This window comes from Niveispirillum fermenti (genome assembly GCF_048066175.1).
In the GTDB taxonomy this organism is placed as follows: domain Bacteria; phylum Pseudomonadota; class Alphaproteobacteria; order Azospirillales; family Azospirillaceae; genus Niveispirillum; species Niveispirillum fermenti.
The window spans coordinates 22,854-34,562 of record NZ_JBLTXA010000039.1; the positions used below are offsets into that span (position 1 = coordinate 22,854).

General features: G+C 68.1%; 6 protein-coding genes. All 6 read right to left on the reverse strand.

Annotation, left to right across the window (positions count from 1 at the left end; translation table 11 throughout):
- Position 1: 1 nt before the first annotated feature.
- The 6 genes from ACM9LZ_RS22575 to ACM9LZ_RS22600 all read right to left on the reverse strand — a co-directional run bounded on the left by ACM9LZ_RS22575 (position 2) and on the right by ACM9LZ_RS22600 (position 11,671).
- A complete protein-coding gene (locus ACM9LZ_RS22575) occupies positions 2–775 on the reverse strand; it encodes a hypothetical protein (RefSeq protein ID WP_416621786.1) in 774 nt (257 codons plus the stop codon).
- Positions 765–3,845 (reverse strand): LamG-like jellyroll fold domain-containing protein, encoded by a 3,081-nt coding sequence (locus tag ACM9LZ_RS22580; protein WP_416621787.1) that lies wholly within the window; start codon positions 3,843–3,845, stop codon positions 765–767. The genes ACM9LZ_RS22575 and ACM9LZ_RS22580 overlap by 11 nt, the downstream gene beginning before the upstream one ends.
- Positions 3,842–4,702, reverse strand: a complete 861-nt coding sequence (locus ACM9LZ_RS22585; protein ID WP_416621788.1) for a hypothetical protein — start codon at positions 4,700–4,702, stop codon at positions 3,842–3,844. The genes ACM9LZ_RS22580 and ACM9LZ_RS22585 overlap by 4 nt, the downstream gene beginning before the upstream one ends.
- Before the next feature lie 8 nt (positions 4,703–4,710).
- Positions 4,711–5,493 carry a hypothetical protein gene (locus ACM9LZ_RS22590; protein WP_416621789.1) on the reverse strand — a complete coding sequence of 261 codons (783 nt, stop codon included), beginning with the start codon at positions 5,491–5,493 and terminating at the stop codon, positions 4,711–4,713.
- 2 nt (positions 5,494–5,495) lie between these two features.
- On the reverse strand, positions 5,496–7,298 hold the full coding sequence (locus tag ACM9LZ_RS22595) for a polysaccharide deacetylase family protein (protein ID WP_416621790.1): 1,803 nt from the start codon (positions 7,296–7,298) through the stop codon (positions 5,496–5,498).
- A gap of 266 nt (positions 7,299–7,564) precedes the next feature.
- On the reverse strand, positions 7,565–11,671 hold the full coding sequence (locus ACM9LZ_RS22600; protein WP_416621791.1) for a hypothetical protein: 4,107 nt from the start codon (positions 11,669–11,671) through the stop codon (positions 7,565–7,567).
- Positions 11,672–11,709: the final 38 nt, after the last annotated feature.

Below are 11,709 nucleotides of genomic sequence, written 5' to 3' on the forward strand. Positions count from 1 at the left end.
CCTACAGTCCCGCCGCCTGGCGGAAGATGTCATCGACATCCCCGGCGGTCAGGCCCAGCCCCGCCGCCATGGACGCCAGGTGCGGACTGTCCCGCTCCATGGACGCGGCGCCCCATCGCTCGACCAGCTCCATATCGCCAGTCAGCGTCACGGCGCTGTCCACGATGTCCAACAGGTTGCGCGCGGCCAGCGCCAGGCGTAGCTGCACCCGCGTCACCGTTGCTGGCACGGGCGGCGGGCGTAGGGGCCAGATGGCCTGCTCCTCCGGCGTCAGGTCCCGCACAGCCCAAGCACTCCCGTCCCAATCTGCCGTCTGAGCCAGTGGGTCCATGTCAGGAGCGGGCGGCAGGGACAGGGACCAGGGCTGCTCCACTACCCCCTCCCCGTCGCCATCGGGCGGAATGCCCGCCCGCGTGCGCAGCAGATGTTGCAGGTCATCATCCCCCGCCGCATCGTCCAGCAGCTGCCCCGCCGCAACCCAGGCGGCATAAGCGGGGTTGGCCGCCTCTTCCGGCTCCCCGTCCGGCCCGGTGATGATGGTCTCGGGTGGTGCATCGGTGGCGGCCAGCCGTGCCGCCGCCTCCACCACTTCCGCGCGGGCGCAGATCGCCGCCACCGCCCGGTTGACGGCAATGGTGGCCGCCACCTGAGCTGCCTGGGCCGTGCCCAGCACCAGGGCCGGCGATGGACAGCGTGGGTAGCCACCCACGATCGACCACACGGACAGATACCGCCCGCCACCATAGACACCCAGCCCGATACCCTCACTGCGCATAGGTCAAATCCTCCGAGATGCGGGTCACAACGACACGCGCGGCCCAAACCATGCGCGTGGCCGCCACGCCCGTGACGCGCACCGCCACGGTCTGGGCCGTGGTGTCGATGGAAAGAGCTGCGTCCATGCCGGCCGTCGTCTCCTGATCCGTGCCGATGGTCTGCACCGACCCGGCCAGGGTGACGCTCCCGCCGGCATCGCGGACATACCGGGCCAGCCGGCGATAGATGCCGCCCTGGGTGGACGCGGCGCCATAGGTGCGGGCCTGCACCGTGACATCCAGCGTCACGGCCTCCCGCTCCCCGATGGCGATCCTCGGCGTCAGGTCAGTCGGCGTGGCGTCGGTGGTGACCCCGCGACAGGTCACCACCCCCGGACCGTCCGTCGGCGATGCACGGGGCCGTCCAGCGGGGACCATCCGGTCCCGCGCGATCACACCATCGCCGATCACGCCCGCGCCGGCCGCTGTGCCGACCAACAGATGCGGGCCGCTGGCCGATAGGGCTGTGATGGCGTCATTGCCGATGGCGGCCCCGCCGCTCGCCCCGTCCAGATACTGCACTCGGCCCAGCCGAGCAAAGACGCTGACCCCGTCTCCGGTGCCTGCGGCCAGCGTCCCCGCCGCCACATTGGAGGCCAGCGCCGTGATGTTGTTGGACGTGCCACCCAGTAAGGCTGGGGTGCCACCGATAAGCAGAGCCCGCTCATCATTGTACATCTGGCGGATTTGGGTGGGTGTGGGGGCGTAGGCTGCAGTCCGCACAGCCAGAAGCTGGCCGTTCGGTCCGAAACCCTCCCACCCATCGACCCGCCCGCCAAATACCGTGATGGCTGCGGCGTTCGAGAAATCTCCGGAGCCAGTTATGGGGACTGATGATCCGAGAACGCCGTCTAACCACAACTCCAATACTGCGCCCCGCCTTACGCCTGCGAGCATTCGCCAGCCAGTGTCCGGGATATAAGTAGGGATGCCGACAAAATAATTCGTCGTCGCGTCCCGACACCAAAACGAAGGATGCCCAGACGAATTCAGAACCAAGCGCCAACGTGCCCCAGCAGTAGACGTGTCGCATCGATCAATCACATGCCTATTAATTGAGTTAACGTCAGTCGTCCTGATCCAAGCGATCACACAAAAATCCGAAGTGTAGTCCAGGTCTGGGTTGTACGGCTGCCACGGGCGGGCGTTGGCGCTGAATTCGCTGATCGCCGCCAAGCCACAGGGAAGCGCCGTGCGTGTCAGGGTGCCATTGACTTGCAGTCCTTTGTTTTTGTGGCTGCGGTCGGGCAGCCCGACCCGGACAGACACATCATCAAAAATTGCTGTATAGCCGGCGGTCAGCCGATAGGTACGCAGGAATATCCTTGTGGAGGCGGAGACGGCGACAAAGCTGAGAAAAATCGGCGTTGCCGTCGTCTCAACCCGATTGCCAGTAGACGCAAGATTCTGAAATGGTGAAACAGCGTTATCTACTGACACCTGCCAATTACTGTTTGTGCCAAGACGCCCCGTCACCATCAACATGTATGTCTGGCCAGGCACGGTGGTAATTACCTGTGCGGCGTTGGAATTTCCAACACCGGTCGTCGTCACGGTCATTTCGCCGCCAGAGACTGAAATTGTGCCGTTGGAAGCACTCCATCCCGTGGTGCCATCGGAAAAGTCACCGTTGGTCACCAACTCACCGGAACCGGCGATGCTCCCCGTCGCACTGTCGCACAACCACGCCCCCCGAATGTCGCCCGGCTGCCAGCCCGTGGCGTGGTCAATGGCAACCCGCGCCACCATGCCGGCCGACGGTCGTCCGGCATCGCGGGCAATCAGGGACAGGCCTGCATCTGACATCACGGCCCAGGTGCTGCTGTCGATTTCGACCGGACGGTGACGCGCAGATGTCGTGCCTGACAGCACCAGGTCAACACCAGTGGCCGACGAATAGGTCTCGCGCACCCACGCCGCCCGGCTGGTATCTGCATAGGGCATGGGTCCGACGGACAGCTGGCGCGTCGTGGCCCTGGACAGCCACAGGCTGCCATCCGCACCGATCTGCACCGCGTTGAAACCGTCGGTCTCGGTCACATCGTGGACCATGCCTGGTGGGTGGATCACCGATGCCCCAGCCGCCGTCGCTACGGCCACGGTCGGGACCAGTAGGCCAGCACCGTCTAGCAGGCCTCCAGGCAGCACACGAACGTGCACGCCATAACACTGGTTGGAAACAAGCGGCCCCGTAGGCTTGGATGATACGGTGCCCTGTACGAAACCCCGGACCCCACCAGTGAAGCGTCCGTGATTTATGCTTTCCGAAGTGTTGGTGAGATTTTCGGAAAAATCGTTTGCGAAATCAATGATGAGTAGGCCTCGTGAGGTGTTGGGAACCGCTGCCGCCTTGGTCACATAGACCCGCCCGTTCAGGGCGAACACGGCATTTGCGTCCCCGAGCCTCGAGCCTGTGGTGGCCGTCGCCGCCCACCACAGGCGGGGAACGCCTGCTACATCCAGGTCGTGTGCGTCATAAATGGTGATGCTGACACTGCCGCCCAGCACCGCTCGGACGACGATCAGCGCCACGCGCGGGAACCGCCGCGTCGCCCCGCGTGTGGCGCTGTGCAATGCCTCCCAGTACCAGGATCCAGCGGGGCGGGCGGTCCAGGTCCCGCCATCGCTGTCGAGAGCTGTTTCGTAAACGTGCGCCGCCACCACATCCGGAGCCGTCACTAGGTTCTTAGCCGCGGCGGTATAGACCAGACCGGTGGCCGTCCCGGTGCCCGCCGACCCGACCAGGGCCTGTGCCGCGGCCAGCGCCGTGGCGGTGCCGGCCCGGTCCGCCCCCGTCTGTACCCTGTCCGCCGCTGCCGCCGCCGCACTGCCCGCAGCAGCAGCGGCACTTTCGGCCGCCGCTGCGGCGGAAAGGCTGGCGTCGGACGAGGCGCCCACGGCCGCCCCCACCTCTACCAGCGTGTCGCCGATCATCGGCAGCAGCCAGAGGCGGTGCCCACCCCCGCGCATGTCGCGCTCAGCGGTGCCGTCGTCGCTATAGTCGGTCCCGTTCGGGGATACCTTTGTCATGCCAGGATCCTCACAAGGTCGAAAGTCACGCCGTACCGCTGATAGGTGGCAGCCACGATGGGCGACAGGCTGCGCAAGCGGCAGACCATGCTGGTGCGCAAAAGGTTCATTGTGTCGTAGGGCCGCGGCACGAAATGCAGCGGCGTAAAGACATCCGCCCGCTGCATCAGTTCCAGCATCCGCTGGAGCGCGTGGTTCTGCGGCATGTGGGGGATGGCGCACCGGATCGTGTCACGCGCCGCCAGATACGAGAAATACTCGGCCCCGCCGGGGGCCTGTTGCACTTCCGTCCGGCTCTCCGGCCCGATCTCCAGCCCGTAGGCAAAGCCGGACGGCAGGACCCAGGCACCCGACAGGAACAGCGTCGACAGCCAGAAGGGCTGGTCGGTCTCCACCTCCACCCGCCAATAGCGGGCCACGGCCGGGGCCGGCAGCACCATGACGCTGTCACGCATGGGTGGCGGAATTTCGGCATCGGCGTAAAGCGCCGTCCACCAGGCCGGGTCCTCCCATTCAAGCACCGCGTCATCATAGGCCGGGTCGGGAAACAGCCCGACCCAGCCGCTGTCATACGCCGGCACGGACAGGTCCGGACTATCGGACCCGGTCAGCCGCCACCGGCCCACCAGGGCACCATTATGATTGACCAGCCGCGCCAGATGGATGGACCGCGCCGCGCCAAGGTCCACGGTGAATTGCGTGCTGGCCGGGTCTCCATCCACCGACAGCGCCTTGCGGGCCAGGCGCGGGTCGCGCAGCATGTCCAGCGGTTGCAGGGCCGTCCAGGCACCGCCCGTCAGGGCGGCGGCCAGCGGCACCAGATTGGGAAACCCGATCAGGGGGGGAGAGGGCGGCATGCGGCCTCCTATGCGTCCAGCAGGGCAAGGCGCAGCGCATTGCCGTTGACGTTGATTTTCAGATAAGCGACGACGTGGCCGGCCGACCCGACCAGGGTCATGCTACCCAGGGCAAAGGCCCCACTCTCCACGGCCAATGCGCCGGCCCCCAAGGCCGCGGCATTGGTCACGCCCGGGGCGATATCGGCGGATGCCCCCACCAGCGTATTGCCGGCTTCGCTGCTCACGGACGCCCCCGCCACGGCCCCCAGCACCGTGTTGTTGCTGGCCGTCGTGGCACTCCCCAAGGCAGAGACGCCCATGACGGTATTGGTCTGCCCCGTCGTGACCGCCGCAGCAGCGGCGGCCCCGACGACGGTATTGTTCGACCCCGTCGTGCCGGCGGCCAGCGCGTCGAAACCCACAGCCGTGTTGTAATTCCCGGTCAGGCGGCCGCGCATCGCGCCATGACCAACGGCCACCGCCTGATAAGCCGTCGTTGCCGACGGCATGGCGCCGACGCCGATGGCGACGTTTCGATCGCCATTGGCCCCGGCACTGATCGTCTGCCCCGCATCCCGGCCCACAAAGATATTGTCCTTGAAATCACCCCCCAGGTCGGAGATGCGCAGCCAGCGCAGTTCCGACGGGGAGGAGGCGGTACACAGGTACAAAAACGGCCGGTTGGCGACCGAAATATCCAGCCACAGCGCGCCCAGCCGCACCACATAGTCGGACGGGTCGTAGCTGCCCGGCGGCGGCCCGGCATCGATGAACTGGACCTGCGGGCCAAGCGGCAGAATAGTCGGCATGGCTATCCCCAAAGGCCAAGCGTCACGGCACCCCGCCGCGCGTCGATGGCCAGGCTGATGATGATCATGTCGCGGCCGGCCCACAGGCCGGATGCGGGATCGATGATATGGACGGTCTGTCCCACGCACAGGGCCGCCAGCCGCGCCGGCGGCAGAATGGTGCTGACCGCCAGCCGTCGCTTGCGCCCCCGGCGCAGGGCCAGTTGCTGGTCACGCAGCGCGGCGGCCCCCTCCGCGCTGGTCTGGTCCGTCTCCAGCGTCAGCAGCCGGGCCCCCGGGTTGCGGGCCAGGACCAGCGGGTCCGCCGCTTCCGGCGTGTAGCGCCAGCCGGAAACCAGGAAGGCCCGGCGCTCCGCCGTGACGGACCCGGCCGGGTCGGGCTGCACGAACAGGGCGCGGGTATGACCGATCCGCACGGCATGGATGGGCGCGCCCCCATCCTCGTCCCCCACCTGCTGGACCTCGCTGTCCAGGATGTCGAACGTATCCGCGTCGGCCAGCACATCGGGGGTCAGCCGTCGCAGGGTCATGACGGGCGTCCCGATCGCCAGCGGCCCGGCCGTGAAGACGCCCAGCGGGGTGAACGCCCACCACCCGCCACAGGCCAGACATATCCGGTCCAGCACGGCGGCAATCGTCTCCTCCGGCTCGACCCAGATCGCCACCGGCCAGGGACAGGCCGCGTCCAGGGCGTCCAGGGCGGCACCGTCCACCTCCCCCGACGTCAGGCCACCCGGGCCCGTGACCACGGCCCGCATGACCGCGCCGGGATACTGGTCCGCGATGTCCGGCTGGCGCCGGACATCGCCCGTGATGGCGCCGGCCGGCGTCGCCCCCAGCCGGGCATAGGTGCCGGCATCACCCTTCCATACGCGCCAGAAGCCCCGCTCCGGCCAGACCGCATCCATCTCCGCGGCACTGGCATAATCGGCGCCACGGGTCAGCGGCTGGCCCAGGTCGGACAGGTCCAGCAGGTCGGACGGGCCGCTGTCGGCCTGGACGATCAGCCGCCAGGCATTGACCAGCGGCAGCGGGGCTTCGCGCACCGTGCCGCCGAAGACCAGCGGCTTGCGCTGGCCGGCCAGATCCTGCGCCGTGCCCTCCAGCCCGGCCGGCGGGTCATTGTCGCCGGCATAAAGGACGGGCTGGCACGGCACATCGAAGGAAGCGCCCCGCCCGCGCAGGCGCAGCGTGACGCTGTCCTGTGATACCGTCGGTGATGCCGCCTGCCCCACCAGTAGCGGCACGGCCGCGCTGAAGGGCAGGTCATCGGACCCGATCCGCCACAGCCGCAGCGTGCGGCCGGACAGGTTGTAATCCATCAGGGCCGTGATCGCCCGATCCGCATCGGCAAGCACCACGTCGCCGAACTCCAGCCGGGATTGACCATAGGTCGTGCCCCGGCCGAACAGGTCGTACCGGATCAGCGCGGGCTGCAACAACCGGCCATCCCAGAAGGCCTGCGGCGGGTCATCAGCGGGGTGGCTCCAATATCCGCGCTCGCCGGTGGACCAGCGCAACACACCGTCAGCGAACAGCCAGTCGTCATGCGTGCCGGTCCCGGCGCTGGCCGTCACGATCAGGCGCACGGGCTCCCACGGCCGGGACGCGACGGTGCCGCGCATCCACGTATCCGCATCCCCCAGGCGCTGGACGGTCACGTCCATCCCCCGCACCAGCCGGGGACTGTCCTGGGTCAGGGTGAATGCCCTGGTGCCAGCGCCCACCGTGACGGGCGTCTCCGACACCGCGCCGACGTGGCAATCCAGCGCCAGCAAGTGCAGGCCGGGAACAATCAGGCTCATGTCACGTGTCCTATAAAGGGGTCCGGACACGAAAGTGCGCATATTGTCCGGCTCGCGCGAACGTAAACAGAACGATTGTCCGCAATCCCGTCCGGAAATCAATTTGTCCGCTTTCCCGCCATTCAGCCCGGTAGACGGACAGCTTGAACAAGTCCGGCTAACCTTCGTTATGCGGACAGGCCCTTTGAGCCGATCCGCCACCGTTCGTCTAATGTTCTATCGAAGCGGACACCGTGCGCACTTTCGTGTCGTGACCCCATAAAGGGTCAGGCAACCCGCATGTCGGGGTCTATGCGGGCGGCCAGCCGCGCCGTCACCCCTTCCAGCCGCCGGACATCGCCCGACAGTTGCTCCAGCCCGATGGCCTGGATGCGCTGGCTGCGAACCAGGTTCGCGTTGACCTGCCGCAACTGGTCCAGCGTTCCGGCATCGCCACCGCCGGCCGCGGCCCGCAACAGCGCCGTGGTCTGCGGCGCGCTGAAGTACCGGGCCGGTCCCGTGACCTCCAGTTCCGGCCCCCGCTCGCCCACCAGACGCAACCCGCCGCCGAACAGCCCGCCATCGGCGAAGCCGGGCGGGTTCAGCAGTGCGAAAATCTCCTGCGCGGCCCTGGACAGGCCCGCCTGGAGATTGGACAGGTCGGCATTGCGCAGGATGTCCACGATCCGCTGATCGCCGCCTTGCAGCACGGACAGCGCATCCAGCACGAAGGACCGGGCGATACCCTCGAAATCGTTGATCCCGAAGGATTGTTCCTTGGAGATGCCGAAATCCAGGAAGTTGTACCCCGACCCGTACTTGTTGCCGGCATTGACACCGAAACTGCCGATATCACCGCCGGTCAGCCGCTCGATCACCTGCGCCAGCCCCGACAGGCCCGATGCCAGCGCATTGGCGCGCGACGCGCTGGTGCTGTCGCTGTCCTTGCCGCCCTGGCCCAGGATGGCGCCCGTACTGGCATCCACGCTGTACCAGGTGGACCGCATGGCCTTGCCGGCCTCCACATCCTGCGCGCCGGCCAGCAGCGACCACGCCTGCCCGGCGGCGCTGTTGATCGGCGACAGGAACGCTTGCAGCGCCTGGTCATAGACCTGCTGCTTGCCATCCTGCTCGCGCTGCACCGTCAGCGCTGCGCGCAGCTCGTCCAGCGCCGTGCGCAGCGTGCCCAACGCCCCCAGCAGCGGGCTGCCCGCATCCAGCACCGACCGCAATGTGCCCCGCCAGTCGCCGCCGCCATCCGCGCCCAGGGCCAGGGCAAACGCCTCGTTGATGCGCTGCGTCAGGGGGCGGTCGCCCCAGACCGACAGGGCCTGACCGAACTGCCCCTGTATCTGCCGGGCCAGGGTCTGGGCCGGCGACCAGCCCCCACCCGGCGCACTGATCGCCGCAGCGATCAGCGCTTCCATCTGGGCCGTGGCCGATGGCCCGGTCCGGCCATCGCCGATGGCGGCCGACAGGACATCCCCCACCTGCGCGGTCAGCGCCCGGGGCAGAACGGCCTGCCCGACGGCACTGTCCAGGATCAGGCGCACCTGCCCCGTCAACGGATCTGGCAGGTCCACGGTGCCGATCGCCCTGCCCATCAGATCGGTGATGGTCCCCGTCAGGGGCAGCGGCAAGGGGGTGACCCCGACCGCCTCGCGGAAACTGTTCTCGATGCGTGTGTGAAGCGTCTGGTCGAACCAGCCGCCGGCGAAGGCCGCCGCCACCGCCGCCGGGATGGCCCCGTGCGGGTCCAGCACCCAGTTTTCCACGGCCGTCATGACGGCGGCCGTGGCCCCAAGCGCCTGCACATATTCATCGATCTGCCCGGCCCGGAATGCCTCCAGCGCATCTTCCATGCCGGTCAGGGCGGGGGCGATGGCGGCGATATTGCCGCTGGTCACCGCTTCCTTCAGCGTGTCCACGGCCAGCCGCGCCGCTTGCGCCGCCGGCCCCGTCACCCCTTCCAGCCGTCCGCCCAGCACGTCCAGGGCGGATGTGATGGACGCCGCCTCCCCGATGGTCAGCACCCCGTCCGACAGCGCCGCCGCGATGGCATCGGCCGTGCCCTGGCCCAGGTTGGCGGCCAGCAGGTCCTTCAGGTCCCCCAGCAGTTCCACCTGCACCAGCGACAGGCTGGCCAGCTGCTCCAGCCCCGTGGCCCGGGCATCGGTCACCATGGCCACCTGCGCCAGCGCGCCACGGATCATGTCCTCCACGGCGAAGAACTGCTCGCTGCTGCCATAGAACTGCCGTGCGAGGTCGCGATAGGTGCCGGCCAGATCGGACAGGCCGGAAATGGCATCCTTGTCCCCGGACTGCGCCAGCGCCACCTGCTCGGCGAAGCGGCTGGCGGCGATGGATAATTGCTCATCCAGCCCCAGCACGCTGTCAGGCCCGATATCCCAGCCCTGGATCGTCTCCCGCAGCTGCCGCACCAGCCCACGCAGGGTCGTGGCCTCCGCCCGCACCTGCGACGCCAGCTCGCGGTAAAGCGTGACGCTCTCGTCCAGCTGGCTGGCGATGCCGGAAGACAGCGAAGACACCTTGGCCGACACCAGGTCGACCTGCCGGGCCACCCCCTCGAACAGGGCGACCTGGTCGGCCGCCAGCCCCTTGAAGAAGGACCGCAGTTCGGCCGCGTTCGCCCGCCGGACCTGCGACAGCTCCACCTCCGCGATCAGCGCATCCTGGATACGCTGTTCCTGTTCCTTCTGCATCGCGCGGAAATCGGCCAGGGCTTCGCGGCCCTCGGCCCGGTCCCACACATCGCGGAACGTCGCCTCCAGGTCGCGGGCAATGGCCCGCATCTGCCGCTCATAGGACCGCGTGATCTCGTCCAGCGGCCGGCCCAGCCGCTCGGCCTCCGCGCGCAGCGACCCGAATTGCGCCTGAAGGTCGGACACCCGCTTGGCCGTGGCCGACATTTCCGTGCCCGCCTGAAGGAACTGTTCGACGGCCTTGGCCAGCGCGTCACGCTCCTGCGCCAGACGCTGCTGACGCAGGTCCTCCGCACTGTTGCCGCCGAACAGCGCCCCACCCAGGCCGCCGGCCAGCGCCCCCCAGGGCCCGGCGACCATATAGCCGGCGGCCGCACCGATGCCGGCATTGCGCGACCGGTCCTTCCCCAGCCCCAGCATCCCGCCGATACCCTGCGCGATGCCGAAGCTGGCCAGCGCCCCGCCCAGCGCATCGGCCAGCCCGGGGGCCAGCCCCTCCATCTCCGCCCGGAAATCGGCATAGAAATCCTCCAGCGCCTTGCCCATGCCAGCGCCGATGGCCGACCGCAGGATGGCGGCGGCATCGAGGCCGCCATCGACGATGGCCTGCTGCGCCAGACTGCTGAACTGCCGCGCTTCGTCCCGGAACGGGTCGCCGGCCTGCAAGCCGGCCCCGTCGCGGATGGCGTCCGCCTTGCGGGCATACAGCGTGTTGAGGGTCGCCAGATCCTCGATCTCGCCACGGCGGATGGCCGCGGCCACGGCCGCCTGACGCTCCAGCTCGTTCTGGACCAGGGATCGGGCCACCCCCAGGTCGATGATCTGGCGCCGCGCCTCCCGGGTCCCGGCCTGTTCCAGGCGCAGGATCTGGTTGCGCTCCTCCGCCTGTTCCACCTCCAGCCGCAGCCCGCCCAGCCGGGCCGTGCGCTCCCGTTCGGCCTGCTCGGCCGCGGCGTCGCGGACCAGCGCGCCGGCCAGTTCCACCTGCCGCAGCCGCTCGGCCAGCTCCACCTGCCTTTCCTCGCTCAACCCCTTGGCGTCCAGCGCCTTGGTGATCCGCCCGATCATCTCTTCAAACGGGCGATAGGCCTTTTCGGCAGCCGATGCGCCGGCCGCCTGATCGTCCAGCATGCGGGCGGCATCATCCATCATGTCCACGAACGCCTTCGACGCCGCATCGCCTTCCCGGGCGGCGTCCTGCAATTCCTTGCGCAGCTTGTCGATTTGCGCCTGCGCGGCGACGGCGCCGCCCTCCGCCATCTTCTGGGCGAAGACGATGGCGTCATAGGCATCCACGCCGCTATTGCGCAGCGCATCATATTGCGCCTGGAGCGCCTCCAGCTTCTGCTGCTCGGGGGTTTTCGGGGCATTGTCACGCGCCTCCTTGGCGCGCAACTCATCCTGCGCCCTGCGCTCTTTCGTGATCAGGTACTCCTGACCCGCCAACTCCGACAGCCGCTTGATTTCCGCGTCCAACCACTTGATGTCGGTGGTCCGGTCACCACGCTCTAGGAAGACCCATAGGTCGGAGAATTCCGGCCAGACACGGCCCCTTTCGTCCATCTTATCGATGATAGCGGCCCGCGCCTCCATCAGGCGGGTCAGCCGCTGGGTGGCATTCTCACTGGCCCGGTCGGCCGCATCGTTTAGCGTATCGGAAACACCCTGCATTACCTTTGCAATCCGCTCGGACAGCCCAATACTTTTAT